Source organism: Streptosporangium sp. NPDC048886 (assembly GCF_055586905.1).
Window position 1 is genome coordinate 94,447 of record NZ_JBVJHH010000024.1, and the last position, 16,566, is coordinate 111,012.

The window sequence follows — 16,566 nt, forward strand, 5'->3', positions numbered from 1 at the left end:
CGCCCCCAGGGCAACTTACGCGAAACTTTTCCAAATCAGGAGAAACAATCTCCCTTCTCCCCAAAAAACTGGCCAAGATTCTCTTTGTGATCGAGTTCACAAGCCACGTAGGACGTTTGCCCTGGTGAAGAGCTGGTCAAGCATCTCGGCGGTCACCCGGCCGGTGAAAGTGTTCTGCTGGCTCGGGTGGTAGCACCCGAGAAGACGGGCCGGAGTTCCGTTACGGGTGATCTCCACCTCGGCGCCGTGTCCGAAGGGCGGCCTCGGGCGCGGCAGGTCGTATCCGGCCTCCTTCAACGCGGGCCAGACCGCCTGCCAGGCGAAGCCCCCCAGCGCCACCACCACCCGCACGCTGTCGGCCACCAGCGCCACCTCCCGGCTCAGCCAGGGGAAGCAGGCGGCCCGCTCCGACGGCTCGGGCTTGTTGGCCGGCGGGGCGCACCGGACGGCCGCCACCATGCGCGCGCCGATGAGCCGCTGCCCGTCGCCGGCGTGGACGCTGGTCTCCTTCGCGGCCAGGCCCGTCCGGTGGAGCGAGGCGAACAGCCAGTCCCCGCTGCGGTCGCCGGTGAAGATGCGGCCGGTGCGGTTGCCCCCGTGCGCGGCCGGGGCCAGGCCGACGATGAGGACCTCCGGCCGCTCCTCACCCCACCCCGCGATGGGCCGTCCCCAGTAGGTCTCCGCGGCGAACGCCCGCCGCTTGACGGCCGCGACCTCCTCGCGCCACTCCACCAGGCGCGGGCAGGCCCGGCAGACCGACTGCCGGGCGGTGAGTTCGGCGAGCGTACGGCTCGCCCCCGCGAGCGCGCTCACCTCCGAGGGGTCATGGGCGACGGGGGTGTCCGGCCGCGCGGGGTCGTCCGGCCAGCCGGATCCGGGAGGAACACAGGTCATGCCCTCGATGGTGCCCGATCCGAGCAGGCCGATCGACCGGAAGAGTCACCCGGGGAGCCGGGAGAGACGGGGAACCCGGAGAAGACCGCGGGGGAGACGGAGAGCGGGGAAGGAAGAGGGAGGGCGGGAAAACGGAGAAGCGGCGCCCGCTGGGAGCGGGCGCCGCCTGTCCTACTTCGGATGTGCTACTTCAGACGAGACTCGGTGTCAGGCACCGGTCTTGTCAGCGGACTTGTCGCCGGCCTCGGCGCAGACCGCGTCGTAGCTGACGGTCGTCGAGCCGCCGCCGACGATCCCGAACCTGACGGTCCCGTCCTTGAGGCCGTTCGACGCACCGGTGAAGGAGCTGGACTTGGTGCCCTCCGAGGTGAAGTCGAGCTCCTCGGACTTCACCACGGTGCCGTTGAGGCTCCAGGTGACGGTGACCTTGATCGGACCGGTGGCGTAGATGCTGCCGGTGCCGGTGACCGAACCCGCCGGGCAGCCGGCCGCGACCTGCTTGGCCGACGTGCCGTCCTGGATCCAGGCCTTGGAGTCCGGGGCCGGCACCTTGCAGGTGACCTTGCCCTGGACGGTGCCGCTGCTCGGGCCATCGTAGATCTCGATCGAGCGCCTGCTGGTCCCGGACGCCGAGGCGCTCCAGGGGTCGCTCACGCTGCGGCTCTGGTAGCCGTGACCGCCGAAGTAGACGCTCTCCCAGCTACCCGGGACGCCGTCACGGACCCAGCGGTACTTCACGTGGCCGCGGCCGTACGAAGCGCTGATCGTGCCGGTGAAGGAGCGGGTGACCGGGCAGGTGCCCTCGTAGTTCGCCGGAGCGTCGACGGAGGCCGAGACCTTCGGCGACGAGTCCCGGCACCAGATCTTGAAGTAGGCGCGGCCGGAGGAGGTCTCCACCGGGTCGATGACCTGCAGAGCCGCCCAGCCCCGCAGGCTCTCGCGCGGCCTGATCACGTGGTAGACCTTGCGCGATCCGTCGACGCGGACGGCGTCGCGGTCGACGACGTGGCCGTTGACGACCCACTGGTAGCGCACCCAGCGCGAGCTGGAGGAGGAGATGCGACCGATGAGGGTGGCCTCACAGTTGCCCTCGTCGACCCAGATCCGGGCGCCGACGCTGCCGGTGTTGACGACTTCCTTGCCGCCGTCCCAGTCGTCACCGCAGGAGATCTTGAAGTAACCCTTGGCGGAGGTGACCTTGCGCGGGGCCAGGACCTGGACGGCCTCCCAGCCCTTGAGGTCGCCGCCCTTGAAGGTCGACGACTCCTTCACCGTGACGGTCTTGACGCCCTTGCCCGTGAGGGTGAACGTCTTGACCGCGCTCTTGGTGCCGTTGCCGCGCAGGAAGCGGTAGGCGACCTTGGTCTTGCCCCCGTAGGCCTTGACCTTGATCCTGGAGGAGAAGGTCACCCGGGTGGGGCACTCGTCGGAGTGCGACGGGGAGGCCTTGGTCTGGCTCACCGAGACGGCGGGCCTGGGGGTGGCTGCCGCCGCCCCCGCCTGGTTGGAACCACTGGCCGCCGCTGCGGGCGAGGCCAGAAGCCCTGCCGCCATGGTCGCCAGCATGGCCGCGCTGGCTCCTACGGCGGCTAGCTTACGAGCTAGTCCGGACATGAGGGGATGCTCCGTTTCGTTAGGAACGAGAGTGCGCTCCGGAGACGGTTGCCGCCCCGACACCAGCTGTGCCGGGCCCCACGGCAAAGCCTCGCTAAAGCTTCTTTACCTAACCATAAAACGGAACGATCTCTCAATACCCCCTCGGCATGGGAAATGTCTAGATGTTGTTAAGGTTTAGCCGCAGACCAGGCGATTCCATCCAGAATGTCGTGTTCACTGACAACAACGTCAGTGAAACCGTACCTTTCCATAATTCGGGCCAGAATCAGGGCCCCGGCACCGATCACGTCGACCCGGCCCGGATGCATGACCCCGATGGCCGCCCGCTCGTCGTGGGTCATCTCCAGTAGGCGCCCGGAAACCTTCTGCACCTGATTTGCCGGAATTCGTGAGTGATGAATTTTATCCGGATCATATCCAGGCAGGTCAAGAGCCATTCCGGCGACGGTGGTGACAGAACCCGCCAGACCGACCATTGTGAGCGCCCGCTCCACCGGGATTTCCCCGGAGACCCGGTCGAGTGCCTCGTCGATGTCGGCGACCACGGCCTCGACCACCTCGGCCGGCGGCGGGCTGCCCGCCTCGCGCAGGTGCCGCTCGGTCAGCCGGACACAGCCGATGTCCACCGACAGCGCGGCCTCCACGTGCGTGGACCCGAGCACGAACTCGGTGGAACCGCCGCCGATGTCGACCACGAGGTATGGCGGGCGGGTGCCGTCGGGGGTGGGCAGGCCGGTCTCGGGCGAGAGCCGGACCAGATCGCGGGTGGCGCCGGCGAACGACAGCTCCGCCTCTTCGGCCCCCGTGACCACCTCGGGCTCCACGCCGAAGATCTCGCGCACGCCGTCCACGAACTCCTGCCGGTTGGCGGCGTCTCTGGTGGCGCTGGTGGCCACCACGCGGACCGCGGAGGCGCCATGGCGGTCGATGAGCTCGGCGTAGCCGCGCATCACGGCGAAGGTGCGCTCCAGGGCCTCCGGGGCCAGCCGGCCGGTCCGGTCCACCCCCTCGCCGAGCCGGACGATCTCCATCAGCCGCTCGACGTCGGTCAGGGTGTCGGCCTCGATGTCCGCGATGAGCAGGCGGACGGAATTGGTGCCACAGTCGATGGCGGCGACGCGGGTCACTTGGTCTCCTCTTCGTGTCTTTCCTCGGTCCCGACGGCGCAGCAGGGCCCGTCGGCCCACCACTCACCGAGCGCGTCGAGGGCCTCGCGGCCGAAGGGGTTGCCGCCGGGCACCGCCAGCTCGTGGCCGACCAGGGCGTGCAGGCACTTAACCCGGGTGGGCATGCCCCCGGTGCTCTGCATGTCCCTCGGCAGCGGCTCCAGGCCGTCTTCGGCGGCGGCCTTGTCGCGGCGCGCGATGTAGTCGTCGTGGGCGGCCTGGTATGCCTGGGCCAGGGCGGGGTCCTCGGCGAGCCTCGCCTGCATCTGCCGCATCATCCCGGAGGTCTCCAGGGTGCCGATGGCCGAGGCGGCCTTCGGGCAGGTCAGGTAGAACAGCGTCGGGAACGGCGAGCCGTCGGGCAGCCGGGGCGCGGTCTCCACCACGTCGGGCAGCCCGCACGGGCAGCGGTGCGCCACCGCCCGCAGACCTCGCGGCGTCCGGCCGAGCTGCCGCTCCACCGCCGCCACGTCGCGCTCATCCACCATTAGTGACACACCCCCTGAGAAGACGACACCCAGGCTATCGGGGTCACCCCGCGGCTCCGGCCGCCTTCTGCCCCTTCCCGGTGTCGGCCGCCTCAACCGACTCCCAGAGCGTCTCGTACCACGGGGGCCCGACCGCCTTCTTCTCCCCCGCCGTGCCCTTACCCGCCGAGGGTTCCCTGCCCATGACGACGAAGCACTTGTGGCCGGGGTCGCAGTAGTAGAGCCGCTCCCTGGCCTGCCGCTTGATGTAGCCGGGGTCCTGGAGCTGCTTGCGGCGGTCGTCGAGGGCCTTGATGGCCTCCAGCTCCCTGGTCTGCTGCTGCTGGAGCTGGGCGATCTGGCGGCGCTGCGCGATGTATTCCCTGACCGGGTAGGCGAGGCTCATCGCGATCGCGCACACCACGATCGCCAGGATCGCGGCCCGCCCCGTCAGCTGCGGCCGTTTCGCCATGCGCCTCTCCCGTCTGTGCTCTCCGCCGTGCCGTAGTACGCGACGGCCCGGGCGCCCGGCCGGGGCCGCGCCACGGCCGGCTGCCACCGGGTGGGCTTCCCCGTGCCGCGGCCCGGACTCCGGCACCGGGCGGTCTCCTCCGCGGTACGGCTCGCGCCCGGCCGAATCGGGCGCAAGCCGTAGGGTGCGAAACTACCGCTGGAAACGCGGGAACGCCGCGCGACCCGCGTAACGGGCGGCGTCGTCGAGGAGCTCCTCGATCCGCAGGAGCTGGTTGTACTTGGCCACGCGGTCGGAGCGGGCCGGGGCGCCGGTCTTGATCTGGCCGCAGTTGGTGGCCACGGCGAGGTCGGCGATCGTGGTGTCCTCGGTCTCGCCGGAACGGTGGCTCATCATGCAGCGGTAGCCGCTGCGGTGGGCCAGGTCCACGGCGTCGAGGGTCTCGGTCAGGGTGCCGATCTGGTTGACCTTGACCAGCAGCGCGTTGGCGGTGCCTTCGGCGATGCCACGGGACAGCCGCTCGGGGTTGGTCACGAACAGGTCGTCGCCGACGAGCTGGACCTTGTCGCCGAGCGCCTTGGTGATGGCGTTCCAGCCCTCCCAGTCGTCCTCGTTCAGCGGGTCCTCGATGGAGACGAGCGGGTAGCTCGCGACCAGGTCCTCGTAGAAGGCGATCAGCTCGGCGGCCGACAGGCCCTTGCCGTCGATGGTGTAGACGCCGTCCTTGTGGAACTCGGAGGCGGCCACGTCGAGCGCCAGCGCGACGTCCTCGCCGGGCACGTAGCCGGCCTTCTCGATGGCGACCAGGATCAGGTCCAGGGCGTCGCGGTTGGAGGGCAGGTTCGGCGCGAAGCCGCCCTCGTCGCCCAGGCCGGTGGCGTAGCCCTTCTCCTTCAGCACGGCCTTGAGCGCGTGGTAGACCTCGGTGCCCATCCGCACGGCCTCGCGGAACGATCCGGCGCCGATCGGCGCGATCATGAACTCCTGGATGTCCACGTTGGTGTCGGCGTGCGCGCCGCCGTTGAGGATGTTCATCATCGGGACCGGCAGCACGTGCGCGTTGGGGCCGCCGAGGTAGCGGAACAGCGGCAGTTCGGCGCTCTCGGCAGCGGCCTTGGCCACGGCCAGGGAGACGCCCAGGATGGCGTTGGCGCCCAGCCGGGCCTTGTTGGGCGTGCCGTCCAGGTCGATCATGACCTGGTCGATGCTGCGCTGCTCGGCGGCGTCGAACCCGACGATCTCGTCGGCGATCTCGTCGGTCACGCCGAGGACGGCCTTCTCCACGCCCTTGCCGCCGTAACGCTCATCGCCGTCACGCAGCTCCACGGCCTCGAACTGGCCGGTGGAGGCGCCGCTCGGGACCGCGGCGCGACCTTCGCTGCCGTCGTCCAGCAGGATGTCGACCTCGACCGTCGGGTTGCCCCTGGAGTCAAGGATCTCGCGGGCGGTGACGCCCTCGATGGAAGCCACGAAGCGCTCCTAAAGTCGCAGGACAGTTTGCCTCAGAAGCCTACCGAGGACTACCTGTCGGTACGGCGGCCGCCGTCCCCACCGGGCGGGCCGTGTGATCCAATCAGAGGCATGAGCGATCTCACCGCGCTCGACCGGATCCGCGGGCTGCTGGACCCCGCCCTGCCCGAGCCCTCCATCGAGCACGGCTATCTGGACCTGCTCGGCGAGGAGCGCGTCGACGCGTCACCGGCCCAGCGGCTCATGCGCTCGGGGTTCCTGCCGAGGATCTACGAGCGGGTCTGGCGGCCCGCGCTGATCGGGGCGATGAAGGGCCCGCTCGGGCCCGACACCCGGCAGGAGGTGGCGCTGGTCCGGGGGATGCTCGCGCTCGGGCCCGCCGACCAGGTGCTGGACGTGGCCTGCGGCCCCGGCAACGTGACCCGGGCCCTGGCCCGCGACATCGACGACGGGCTGGTCGTGGGGATCGACGCCTCGGCGCCGATGCTCGCCCGCGCGGTCCGCGACACCAGGTCGGGCAGTGTCGGCTACGTGCGCGCGGACGCCGTCGACCTGCCCTTCCGGCCCGCGAGCTTCGACGCGGTGTGCTGCCTGGCCGCGCTCTACCTGTTCGCCCGGCCCTTCGACGCCCTCACGGAGATGGCCCGGGCGCTCAGGCCCGGCGGCCGGATCGCCGTCATGACGACCCGGCGGCTGCCGCTGGCCGGCCCGCTCAACGACGTGGCGGGCGCCGTCTCGGGGGTGCGCATGTTCGGCGACCACGAGGTGACCGACGCCCTGGCCCGGCTCGGGCTCTCCGGGATCCGTCACCGGGTCTACGGGCTCACCCAGTTCGTGAGCGGCCGCCTGGCCTGACCGGGCCCCGGCCCCGGCGGCCTCAGGAGGCGCCGCCCGTCTCCCAGGCGCGGACCCGGTCGCGGTAGGCCCGGGCGGCGGCGCGCAGCTCGGCCTCCGGGTCGAGACCGGCCGCGCGCGCCTGCCGTACGAGCTCGAACAGGCGCGCCCCCAGGTCCTCGGCGGGCGGCCCGGAGGGGAGGTCGGCGGGGGCTCCGGCGCGCTCGGCGCGCCGCAGGAGCTGGGCGGCGAGGGAGAGCGCGGGCTGGCCCATCGGGACGCCGTCCAGGACCGACCCCGAGTCGCCGTCGTTCTTGGCCGCGCGCTCGGCCGCCTTGATGGTCTCCCAGTTGTCGCTGACCTCCTCGGCGCCCTCGACCCGGGTGTCGGCGAACACGTGCGGGTGGCGGCGGACGAGCTTGGCGACGATCCCCTCGGCGACGTCGTCGATGTCGAAGCCGCCGTCGCGGTCGCGGGCGACCCTCGCGTGGAAGGCCACCTGGAGGAGCAGGTCGCCCAGCTCCTCGCGCAGGGCCGCGTAGTCGCCCTCCTCGATGGTCTCCAGCACCTCGTAGGCCTCTTCGAGGAGGTAGGGCACCAGCGACTCGTGGGTCTGCCTGGCGTCCCACGGGCACTCGGTCCGGAGCCGGTCCATCACCGCGACCAGATCCAGCAGCCTCGCCCCCGGCAGGTCGTAGGAGCCCGGCACGACCTCGATCACCGGCGGGTCCTCAAGCGCCACCGCCGCGTAGCCGATGGAGCGCATCAGCGCCTCGTCGGCCTCCAGCCACACGACGGTCCCGGCGCACGCCTGCCGGACCAGGGCGGCCGGATCCGGCGTCACGACCTCGACGGCGACCCCGGCCTCGGCGAGGTAGGGCAGGTGCGGATGGCCGGCCGACCCGGTGCGCACCGGCCCCTCCTCGAGAACCTGCCACGCGCGGCGGCTGAGCAGCCCCGGGGCGACCCGGGGCGAGGTGGTGACGACGATCAGGGGCATGCCACCGAGGTTACTGCTGCGGCGCGGCCACGGCGGAGCTCGCGCCGAAGCGGCCGCTGTCGAGGAAGAGGCTCGGCTGCTCCTGGCTCGGCTGCGCGTTGATCTTGCCGTAGCGCGGGTTCCAGGTGATCTTCACGGACTCCAGGTCCTTGATCGCCTGCTGCTGGCCCCGCTGGAGGGCCGCCTGGTCGCTGCCGCCGCCGTATTTGGCCATCAGCTTGGTGATCATCAGCTTCGCCCGGGTGAAGTCACGCAGGTGCGAGGGCGCCACGGCCTGCTGGAGCATCTGCTGTTCGTACTGGGCCAGGCCGCCGGTGGAGGTGATGAGCTGGTCGACCTCGGCCTCGGTGGCCGTGATGCCCTTGCTCTCGGCCACCTTGGTGTATTGCTTGGCGGTGGCCAGCTGGAAGAGCACGACCTGCGGGACGCTGCCGGGGAACTGCAGCTGCGAGGCGGAGACGTTGGCCTTGGCCAGCGCCGCCTCGAACTCCCGCACGTTGCTGTCCAGCTGGCTGGAGCTGATCCGCTCCCCGCCCACGATGGCGGCGGCGCCGGCCTGCTCCGGAGAGCAGGCGGTCAGCGCGACACCCGCGGCGGCGACCGCCAGGATGACACGCACTCGAGTCGACTTCACATGCGATCCCTTCACGACAACGCGGCTCATTTTACCGGCACGTTCTCCAGGAACATCGCCTGGACCAGGTCGCCGCACCACTTGAGCAGCTCCAGGTCGCGCAGCGGCTGGCCGCCGAGCGGCCTGGTCTTGGGCACGGGCACCAGCAACGTACCGCTCGCCTGCTTCAGCAGCGCCTTCGGGTACAGGCGCTGGAGCCTGACCTGCTGGGAGTCCCTGAGCGAGACCGGGGCGAACCTGATGTGCTGGCCCTGCAGCGTGACGTCGGTCAGCCCGGCCCGGCGGGCGCGGATCCGGAAGCGGGCGACCTCCAGCAGGTTCTCCACCTCCTGGGGCGGCCTGCCGTACCGGTCGACGAGCTCGTCGCGCACCTCGGTGATCTGGACGTCGGCGTCGATCCCGGCGATCCGCTTGTACGCCTCCAGGCGCAGCCGCTCGGAGGTCACGTAGTCGTGCGGGATGTGCGCGTTGATCGGCAGCTCGACCTTGACCTCCGGCCGCTCCTCCTCCGCCGTGCCGCCGGACAGCTTGGCCTTCTGCTCCTGCACGGCCTCGGCCATCATCCGCACGTAGAGGTCGAAGCCGACGCCCGCGATGAAGCCCGACTGCTCGGCGCCCAGGATGTTGCCCGCGCCGCGGATCTCCAGGTCCTTCATCGCGACGTACATGCCCGCGCCCATCTCCGTGTGCTGGGAGATGGTGGCCAGGCGCTCGTGGGCGGTCTCGGTGAGCGGCTTCTCCGGCGGGTACAGGAAGTAGGCGTAGCCGCGCTCGCGGCCCCGGCCGACCCGGCCGCGGAGCTGGTGGAGCTGGGACAGGCCGTAGTTGTCGGCCCGGTCCACGATCAGCGTGTTGGCGTTGGGCACGTCGAGGCCGGACTCGACGATCGTGGTGGAGACCAGCACGTCGAAGTCGCGCTCCCAGAAGCCCACCATGATCTTTTCGAGCTGGTGCTCGTTCATCTGGCCGTGCGCGACGGCGATCCGGGCCTCGGGCACGAGCTCGCGCAGCATGGCCGCGACCTTGTTGATGCTGGAGACGCGGTTGTGGACGAAGAAGACCTGACCGTCGCGCATCAGCTCGCGCCGGATCGCGGCGCCGATCTGCTTGTTGTCGTAGGGGCCGACGAAGGTCAGGATCGGGTGCCGCTCCTCCGGCGGGGTGAGGATCGTCGACATCTCACGGATGCCGGTCAGACCCATCTCCAGCGTGCGCGGGATCGGCGTGGCGGACATGGCCAGCACGTCGACCTGGGTCCGCATGTGCTTCATGGCCTCCTTGTGCTCGACGCCGAAGCGCTGCTCCTCGTCGATGATGATCAGGCCCAGCTCCTTGAACCTGACCTCCGGCGAGAACAGCCGGTGCGTGCCGATCACCACGTCCACCGAGCCCTCGCGCAGCCCCTCCATCGTCGCCTTGACCTCGGAGTCGGTCTGGAAACGCGACATCGGCCTGACGTTCAGCGGGAACCCGGAGAACCGCTCGGCGAAGGTGGACAGGTGCTGCTGGACCAGCAGCGTGGTCGGCACCAGCACCGCCACCTGCTTGCCGTCCTGCACCGCCTTGAACGCCGCCCGCACCGCGATCTCGGTCTTGCCGTAGCCGACGTCGCCGCAGATCAGCCGGTCCATCGGGACGCCGCGCTCCATGTCGCGCTTGACCTCGTCGATGGCCTCCAGCTGGTCGCCGGTCTCGGCGTAGGGGAAGGCGTCCTCCATCTCCCGCTGCCACGGCGTGTCGGGCCCGAAGGCGTGCCCCGGCGAGGCCATCCGGGCGGAGTAGAGCCGGATCAGCTCCCCGGCGATCTCCTTGACCGCCTTCTTCGCCTTGGTCTTGGCCTTGGCCCAGTCGGCGCCGCCCATCCGGTTGAGCGTGGGCGACTCGCCGCCGACGTAGCGGGTGACCTCGTCGAGCTGGTCGGTCGGCACGTAGAGCCGGTCGCCCTTGGCGTATTCGATCACCAGGTATTCGCGGGTGGCGCCCTGCACGGTCCGCTGCACCATCTCGATGTAGCGGCCCACGCCGTGCTGCTCGTGCACCACGTGGTCGCCGACCTTGAGCTGGAGCGGGTCGACCATGTTGCGCCGCTTGGAGGGCAGCCGCCGCATGTCCTTGGTGGAGGCCTTCTGCCCGACCAGGTCCAGGTGGGTCAGCACGGCCAGCCCGGGGCTGACGAAGCCGTGCTCGATCAGGCCGGTGCTGACGTGGACGACCTTCGCGTCCGGCGCCCGGTCGAGCGCGCGCTCCAGCCGGGCGGGCAGGTCCACGCCCTTGAGCAGCTCGACCATCCGCTCCGCGGGGCCGTGGCCCTCGCTGAGCAGCACGACGACCTTGCCCTCCTCCAGCCAGCCCTTGATGTCGCCCAGGGCCCGCTGGGTGTCGCCGCGGTAGGCCTCCGACTCGCGCGCCTGCAGGACCAGCCCGTCGCCGGGGCCGTCGCCGCCGAACGGCGCGATCGACCACCAGGGCTGGCCGAGCTCCCGGGCGTGGTCGCGGACCTCCTCCAGCGTGCGGAACGCCGCCGCCTCCAGGTCGATCGGCGCCTCTCCCCCGGAGGCCGCGTTGATCCAGGACGCCTCCAGGAACTCCTGGCTGGTCCGCACCAGCTCGTCGGCGCGGCCGCGGATGCGCTCGGGATCGCACACGAACACCGCCGCCTGCGCCGGCAGGTGGTCGACGAGCAGGTCCATCTCCCCGGCGAGCACCGGCGCGAACGCCTCCATGCCCTCCATCGGGACGCCCTCGGCGAGCTGGTCCAGGATCTCCGCCAGCGCCGGATACCGCTCGGCGAGCTCCCGCGCCCGCTCCCTGACCTCCTCCGTCAGCAGCAGCTCGCGGCAGGGGGCCGCGAACAGCCCCTCCTCGGCCACCTCCAGCGACCGCTGGTCGGCGACCTTGAACCAGCGGATCTCCTCGACGCTGTCACCCCAGAACTCCAGCCGCAGCGGATGCTCCTCGGTGGGCGGGAAGACGTCCAGCAGGCCGCCCCGGACGGCCACCTCGCCGCGCTTCTCCACCATGTCGACCCGGTTGTAGCCGTTCTCGACGAGCCTGTGGACGACGTCTTCGAGGTCGGCGTCGTCCCCGGCGCGCAGCCGTACCGGCCGCAGGTCGCCCAGGCCCCGCACGATCGGCTGGAGCACCGCCCGGACCGGCGCGACGATCACCTGCAGCGGGCCCGCCGCGGCGTCGCCCTCGACCGGGTGGGCCAGCCTGCGCAGTACGGCGAGCCGCTGGCCCACGGTGTCGCTGCGCGGCGACAGGCGCTCGTGCGGCAGCGTCTCCCAGGCCGGGAAGACGGCGATCGTTCCGGGGTCGAGGAGGCTGGTGAGCGCCGCGGCGAGATCCTCGGCCTCGCGCCCGGTGGCGGTCACCGCGAGAACGGCCCGGCCTCCGTTCTTGGCCCCCTCCCGGGCCAGCGCGGCCACGGCGAACGGCCGCAGCGCGGGCGGCGCGATCATCGACACGTCGGAGGAGTCTCCCCCTCGGACGTCCTCAAGAACGGAAGCCAGCTTCGGCTCCCCGGCGACAAGGTCCAGCAGTCCGGAAAGGCTCATCAGATTCGCCCACAGCCCCACGACGGCAACACGACAGGCCCCCGGCCGGTGAGGCACGGGGGTTACCTCCCAAGGCTACTTGCCCGGAGACCCTCTCCCGTAGGGAGATCACTTCTGCGAGGAGGGGGAAATGCACGACGAATCGTGTTGAGTTGACTACTCTTAGTCACATGTCAGAGGTACGGTCGGTCGTCGCGCGAGACGACATGTTCAGCCGGCGGATCCGTGAGCAGTGGACGGGCCAGTCGGGCCGGCGACTCGACGTCCTGATCGCCGGATGCGGGTGGCCCGAGCCGCTGGAGCTGGAGCTGGAGCAGATGGAGGCGCGGGTCATCGGGATCGACGAGGACCTGCCGGCGCTGCGGGCCAGCACGTCCGCGCGCAAGGATCTCGACTCCTGGGCGCTGGGGGACCTGCGGTCGGTGCCGGTGCCGCCACGCTCCTTCGACATCGTCCACGTGTCGTTCCTGCTGGAGCGGATCGAGCATCCCGAGCTGGTGCTCGACCGGCTGCTCACCGGGCTGCGACCGGGCGGGCTGCTGCTGCTGCAGATGCGCGACCGGGCCTCGGCCTACGGGGCGTGCGACCGGCTGCTGCCCGCCGCGCTGCGGCGCACGCTGTGGCACAGGTTCGCCCCCTCCGGCACCGTGGGCCCGCTGCCCCCCTTCTACGGACAGGTCACCTCGCGCGAGGGGATGCACTCCTTCTGCCTGACGCGCGGGCTCATGGTGACCGACGACACCTCGGCCACGAGCGGACCGGCGCTGAGGGGGCCGCTGAGCAGGCTGGCCCGCGCCGCCTGCTCGGCGATGGAGACCCTCTCCAGGGGGCGGTGGCCCGCCTCGCACGATGAGATCATCATGGTCATCCGCAAACCCCACAGCCACTTCGCCCGGCTGATCTGAGAGTCGGCGGGCTGGTGCGGGGGAGACGGAGTGGGTAAGCTGACGAAATCCGACTAATTCGATCGGGATTGTGGAGCAGATGACGGCGCCTTTCGAGTGGACCCCCGACGCGCGCGAGCTGGCCGATCTGGAGCTGCTGCTCTCTGGCGCCTTCCAACCGCTGACGGGCTTCCTGAGCTCGGCGGACGCGCACGCCGTGGCCGAGCACGGCACCCTGGCCGACGGCACCCCGTGGCCCGCGCCCGTGACGTTCGCCCTGCCCGACGACCACCCCGCCGTCCCCGGTGACCGGATCACGCTGCGCGACCCCGAGGGCGCGGCACTGGCCGTGCTGACCGTCACCGACCGGCGCGACGGTCACGTCGCCGGCCCGGTGGAGGCCCTCGACGCGCCCGAGCACGGGCCGTTCGCCCGACTGCGCCGCACCCCGGCGGAGGTCCGCGCGGAGCTGGCCGGCCGGGAGGTGCTGGCGGTCACGATGCGCGGACCGCTGGACGACCTGGCGGAGATCAAGGCGACCGCCGAGGAGCTGGGCGCGGCCGTCCTGCTGCTCCCGCTGGCCTTCGGCGAGGGCGGCCCCGCGGTGGTCCGCGCCGCGCTCAAGGCCCGCGACCTGCTGCCCGACGGCACCGTGGTGGCCGTGGTGCCGCTCGCCCCCCGCGAGGAGCCCAGCATCGACCTGGAGCTGCGCGAGCACGTGGCCGAGGCCTACGGCGCGACCGAGCACCTGGCCGGCCCCGAGCCCGTGACGCTCCCCGGGCCGCCGCACCGGCGGGGGCTGGTGGTCTTCTTCACCGGCCTGTCGGGCTCCGGCAAGTCCACCGTCGCCCGCGGCCTGCGAGACGCGCTGCTGGAGCGCGGCAGCCGCACGATCACCTATCTCGACGGCGACGTGGTCCGTCACCTGCTGTCGGCGGGGCTGAGCTTCTCCAAGCAGGACCGCGACCTCAACATCCGCCGGATCGGGTTCGTCGCCGCCGAGGCCGCCAGGCACGGCGGGCTGGCGATCTGCGCCCCCATCGCCCCCTACGCCGCCACCCGCGACGAGGTCCGCGCGATGGTCGAGGCCGTCGGCGCCGACTTCCTGCTGGTCCACGTGGCCACCCCGCTCGCCGAGTGCGAGCGCCGCGACCGCAAGGGGCTCTACGCCAAGGCCAGGGCCGGGCTCATCCCCGAGTTCACCGGCGTCTCCGACCCCTACGAGGAGCCCGACGACGCCGACCTGGTCATCGACACCACCTCGATCAGCGTGGAGCGGGCCGTCCAGCAGGTGCTCGACCCCCTGGTCCAGGGCGGATGGGTCCGCTGAGGCGGCGGACCCGCTGAGACGACGGGCCCGTCGCGGAGACGGGCCCGCCGAGATGACAGACCGGTACGGCGAGCGAGACGAGAAGAGAAGGGATAACGGCCCGTGGACATCGACTTCCCCCTGGCCGCGGGGTCGTTCCTCGTCGCGATCGTCGTCGGTCTGACCGGCATGGGCGGCGGCGCGCTGATGACGCCGATGATGATGCTGTTCTTCAACGTGCCGCCCCTGGCGGCCGTCTCCAGCGACCTGGTCGCCTCGGCCGTGATGAAGCCGGTGGGCGGGGCCGTCCACATGCGGCGGGGCACGGTCAACCTGCGGCTGGTCGGCTGGCTGTGCGCGGGCTCGGTGCCGGCGGCCTTCAGCGGGGTGTTGGTGGCCCGGGCCTTCGGCGACGGCGAGCAGATCCAGCAGACGATCAAATACGCCCTGGGCGTCGCGCTGCTGCTGGCCGTCGCGGGGCTGGTCGCCAAGGCCTGGCTCGCGCGCCGCGAAGGGGGCGTCTCGGCGGACCTCGGTGAGATCGTCGTGCGCCCATTTCCGACCTTACTGGTCGGTATGGTCGGTGGTCTGGTCGTCGGCATCTCGTCCGTGGGCTCGGGGTCCCTGATCATCGTGGCGCTGCTGGCGCTCTATCCCGCGCTGAAGGCCAACCAGCTCGTCGGCACCGACCTGGTCCAGGCCGTCCCGCTGGTCGTCTCGGCCGCGCTCGGGCACCTGCTGTTCGGCGACTTCCAGCTCGACGTCACCGCCTCGCTGCTGGCCGGCTCGATCCCCGGCGTGTATCTGGGCGCGCGGATCTCGGCCTGGGCGCCCGGCGGAGTCATCCGGGCGCTGCTGGCGGTGGTGCTGCTGGCGTCGGCGCTGAAGCTCCTCGGCGTGGGCAACACCGCCACGCTCTGGATCCTGGCCGGCGCCGTGGCGGCCGGGGCCGCCGGATGGTCACTGCTCAGGGACCGCGGTGGCGTGGAGGTAGGGGTCGCCGGCGAGGTCGGAGAAGGACCTCAGGCCGCCGGCGGTGGTGTCGAAACGGGTGTCCCCTCGCGGGGCACGCGGTGAGTCGAAGTAGACCAGCGCCTTGATCTGCGGATAGTCGCGTATCTCCCGGCGGACCGAGGAGAAGAACGACTCCTTGAACCCGGGCTGGCCGCGGCGCTCGAACACGCCCCACTCGGCGATCATGATGGGCTTCCCCGGGAAGCGCGACTGCATCCAGCGGTAGAACCCGGGCCACCCGGCGGACTCCTCGCGGGTCTTGTTGACCAGCCCGTCGAAGGTGTGCACCCGGCCGTCGACATAGGGGTCCATCGCCACCCAGTCGACCACGTCGTCACCGGGGTAGAGCCGCTCGAACCAGGGCCTGGCCGCCCAGTTGGGCGCGCCCATGTAGGTCATGACCGTGACCGCGTTCGTGACGCCGCGCTGCCGCAGGCGCAGCACCACGTGCCGGAACATCGCCGAGTAGTCCTCGGCGGTCATCCCCGAGTCCGGGTCCTCCCGCACGTCGTCCTCCGGCTCGTGGTGGACGGTCAGGAAGAACCTCTCGGGGAAGGTCTTCCTGACATGGCCGGCCAGCCGGTCGATCCGCCGGTCCAGCACGCCTGCGGCGATCTCCGCCCAGGTGTGGTCGGAGGACGGCTTCCAGTTGATCAGCAGGAGCCTGCGGCCGCCGGGGTCGCGCGCGATCTTCCGCTCCTCCGGGGTCGGGAAGAGCTCCGGGCCCCGGTGATAGAGGTGCATGATGCCGGCCGGACGGCCCATGCGCTCCTCGGCCCGCTCCAGCGCCCGCCGGGGAGGCCGGCCGGTGAAGATCTCCGGCGCGACCCCCCACCACGCCCCGCACGAGGGTATGAGCTTGGCGGTCACCTCACAGGCGGACGCCGACGGACGGATGGCCGGCAGGCCGCCGGTCCGGGCCGTGACGCGCTCGGACGGCTCTTCGGAGACCACCGGGGGCCGGCCGCACGCGCCCATTCCCAGGGCCAGCGCCAGCGCCGCACCGGCGATTCTGTCCTTGCGGGACAATATCCCTAAAGCGGCATTTATCCGATGCAACGGTCCCTCACTGATGCTCCCATGCACGGTTTCCCGACTTTACCCGGAGCCCACTTTCCCACCTCCTGGACGTGCCACGTCACGCACTTTGCCACTCCGTGCCGGAGCCCGCCCGAAAGGTGGGGGGAAATATCGGATAAACGCTAGTTATCGTGCCGTGATTAGCTGGATCAATCTGAAGAAAATCTT

General features: G+C 71.1%; 14 protein-coding genes. 4 read left to right on the forward strand and 10 right to left on the reverse strand.

What is annotated here, in order from left to right; all coding sequences use genetic code 11:
* Window positions 1–96: 96 nt before the first annotated feature.
* From ACZ6R6_RS28360 to eno, 6 genes are all read right to left on the reverse strand, one after another.
* Complete coding sequence (locus tag ACZ6R6_RS28360) at window positions 97–894, reverse strand: uracil-DNA glycosylase (protein ID WP_470098303.1); 798 nt, start codon at window positions 892–894, stop codon at window positions 97–99.
* 207 nt (window positions 895–1,101) lie between these two features.
* Complete coding sequence (locus ACZ6R6_RS28365; RefSeq protein ID WP_470098305.1) at window positions 1,102–2,448, reverse strand: hypothetical protein; 1,347 nt, start codon at window positions 2,446–2,448, stop codon at window positions 1,102–1,104.
* 230 nt (window positions 2,449–2,678) lie between these two features.
* Window positions 2,679–3,638 (reverse strand): Ppx/GppA phosphatase family protein, encoded by a 960-nt coding sequence (locus tag ACZ6R6_RS28370; RefSeq protein ID WP_470098307.1) that lies wholly within the window; start codon window positions 3,636–3,638, stop codon window positions 2,679–2,681.
* Entirely contained in the window at window positions 3,635–4,165 is a 531-nt protein-coding gene (locus ACZ6R6_RS28375) for a DUF501 domain-containing protein (protein ID WP_470098309.1), read from the reverse strand. Before ACZ6R6_RS28375 ends, ACZ6R6_RS28370 begins: the two co-directional genes overlap by 4 nt.
* A gap of 43 nt (window positions 4,166–4,208) precedes the next feature.
* The gene (locus ACZ6R6_RS28380) at window positions 4,209–4,616 is read right to left on the reverse strand and encodes an FtsB family cell division protein (RefSeq protein ID WP_306863741.1); all 408 of its coding nucleotides are present in this window, start codon (window positions 4,614–4,616) and stop codon (window positions 4,209–4,211) included.
* 192 nt (window positions 4,617–4,808) lie between these two features.
* Window positions 4,809–6,086 (reverse strand): phosphopyruvate hydratase, encoded by a 1,278-nt coding sequence (eno, locus tag ACZ6R6_RS28385; RefSeq protein ID WP_306863739.1) that lies wholly within the window; start codon window positions 6,084–6,086, stop codon window positions 4,809–4,811.
* Window positions 6,087–6,197: 111 nt separating this feature from the next.
* On the opposite strand from eno, the gene ACZ6R6_RS28390 reads away from it, so the two are divergent.
* Entirely contained in the window at window positions 6,198–6,941 is a 744-nt protein-coding gene (locus ACZ6R6_RS28390) for a class I SAM-dependent methyltransferase (protein WP_470098312.1), read from the forward strand.
* Window positions 6,942–6,963: 22 nt separating this feature from the next.
* Here the strand turns inward: ACZ6R6_RS28390 and ACZ6R6_RS28395 are convergent, their stop codons facing one another.
* From ACZ6R6_RS28395 to mfd, 3 genes are read right to left on the reverse strand one after another with little or no spacing between them, the layout of a single operon-like run.
* Window positions 6,964–7,920: a nucleoside triphosphate pyrophosphohydrolase gene (locus ACZ6R6_RS28395; protein WP_470098314.1), complete on the reverse strand. Its 957-nt coding sequence runs from the start codon at window positions 7,918–7,920 to the stop codon at window positions 6,964–6,966.
* 10 nt (window positions 7,921–7,930) lie between these two features.
* Window positions 7,931–8,554 (reverse strand): SurA N-terminal domain-containing protein, encoded by a 624-nt coding sequence (locus ACZ6R6_RS28400; protein WP_470098316.1) that lies wholly within the window; start codon window positions 8,552–8,554, stop codon window positions 7,931–7,933.
* Window positions 8,555–8,580: 26 nt separating this feature from the next.
* A complete protein-coding gene (gene mfd, locus ACZ6R6_RS28405; protein ID WP_470098318.1) occupies window positions 8,581–12,111 on the reverse strand; it encodes a transcription-repair coupling factor in 3,531 nt (1,176 codons plus the stop codon).
* Window positions 12,112–12,281: 170 nt separating this feature from the next.
* On the opposite strand from mfd, the gene ACZ6R6_RS28410 reads away from it, so the two are divergent.
* The 3 genes from ACZ6R6_RS28410 to ACZ6R6_RS28420 all read left to right on the forward strand — a co-directional run bounded on the left by ACZ6R6_RS28410 (window position 12,282) and on the right by ACZ6R6_RS28420 (window position 15,381).
* A complete protein-coding gene (locus tag ACZ6R6_RS28410; RefSeq protein ID WP_470098320.1) occupies window positions 12,282–13,016 on the forward strand; it encodes a class I SAM-dependent methyltransferase in 735 nt (244 codons plus the stop codon).
* Window positions 13,017–13,095: 79 nt separating this feature from the next.
* On the forward strand, window positions 13,096–14,325 hold the full coding sequence (gene cysC, locus ACZ6R6_RS28415) for an adenylyl-sulfate kinase (RefSeq protein WP_470098322.1): 1,230 nt from the start codon (window positions 13,096–13,098) through the stop codon (window positions 14,323–14,325).
* 102 nt (window positions 14,326–14,427) lie between these two features.
* Entirely contained in the window at window positions 14,428–15,381 is a 954-nt protein-coding gene (locus ACZ6R6_RS28420; protein WP_470098324.1) for a sulfite exporter TauE/SafE family protein, read from the forward strand.
* Here the strand turns inward: ACZ6R6_RS28420 and ACZ6R6_RS28425 are convergent.
* Window positions 15,265–16,347: a glycoside hydrolase family 26 protein gene (locus ACZ6R6_RS28425; RefSeq protein ID WP_470098326.1), complete on the reverse strand. Its 1,083-nt coding sequence runs from the start codon at window positions 16,345–16,347 to the stop codon at window positions 15,265–15,267. The two genes, ACZ6R6_RS28420 and ACZ6R6_RS28425, sit on opposite strands and share 117 nt — an antisense overlap.
* Between the last annotated feature and the right edge of the window lie 219 nt (window positions 16,348–16,566).

Coding starts and splice junctions, on each gene's coding strand:
- ACZ6R6_RS28410 (WP_470098320.1), top strand. CDS start 12,282: ATGTCAGAGGTACGGTCGGTCGTCGCGCGAGACGACATGTTCAGCCGG.
- cysC (WP_470098322.1), top strand. CDS start 13,096: ATGACGGCGCCTTTCGAGTGGACCCCCGACGCGCGCGAGCTGGCCGAT.
- mfd (WP_470098318.1), bottom strand. CDS start 12,111: ATGAGCCTTTCCGGACTGCTGGACCTTGTCGCCGGGGAGCCGAAGCTG.
- ACZ6R6_RS28380 (WP_306863741.1), bottom strand. CDS start 4,616: ATGGCGAAACGGCCGCAGCTGACGGGGCGGGCCGCGATCCTGGCGATC.
- ACZ6R6_RS28360 (WP_470098303.1), bottom strand. CDS start 894: ATGACCTGTGTTCCTCCCGGATCCGGCTGGCCGGACGACCCCGCGCGG.
- ACZ6R6_RS28390 (WP_470098312.1), top strand. CDS start 6,198: ATGAGCGATCTCACCGCGCTCGACCGGATCCGCGGGCTGCTGGACCCC.
- ACZ6R6_RS28395 (WP_470098314.1), bottom strand. CDS start 7,920: ATGCCCCTGATCGTCGTCACCACCTCGCCCCGGGTCGCCCCGGGGCTG.
- ACZ6R6_RS28365 (WP_470098305.1), bottom strand. CDS start 2,448: ATGGCGGCAGGGCTTCTGGCCTCGCCCGCAGCGGCGGCCAGTGGTTCC.
- ACZ6R6_RS28375 (WP_470098309.1), bottom strand. CDS start 4,165: ATGGTGGATGAGCGCGACGTGGCGGCGGTGGAGCGGCAGCTCGGCCGG.